Annotated in this window: 1 protein-coding gene; it reads right to left on the reverse strand. The window is 50.5% G+C overall.

What is annotated here, in order from left to right; translation table 11 throughout:
- Window positions 1–390 (reverse strand): hypothetical protein (locus tag ELS82_RS26665; protein WP_208733342.1); only part of this gene is annotated, 390 nt, incomplete at both ends.

Genomic DNA, 390 nt, shown 5'->3' on the forward strand with positions numbered 1-390 from the left:
TATCGAGGTTACCACCGTTACTGATCGGGAAGGATTGAGGGCCGTTACTGTCGGTGTAACTCACGGTGAGGTTACCATTGGCTAAGAAGTCCGCCATCTCTGCCGTGAGTGGTTCGTCGACATCGAGCGTAAAGACGTAGTTCAAGGTGCCATCGACTTCTTTATCGAGTGAGACATCAAACTGAGCTGGATTGCCTTCGACCACTTGGCCAGCGTCGCTCACGGTGAGCACTGGTGTGTCATTATTAACTTCACCGCCATCGTCTATGATGGTTGCGTCGCCGCTATCACTGAGGTTGAGTGCTTCATTGTTATCACCGATGCTACCCATTACCGTCACATCGAGTTCAAAGCTTTCGACTCCTTCAAAGATGTCGTCATTGAAGGTGC

It is taken from the genome of Vibrio ouci (assembly GCF_004551525.1).
GTDB classification, from domain to species: domain Bacteria; phylum Pseudomonadota; class Gammaproteobacteria; order Enterobacterales; family Vibrionaceae; genus Vibrio; species Vibrio ouci.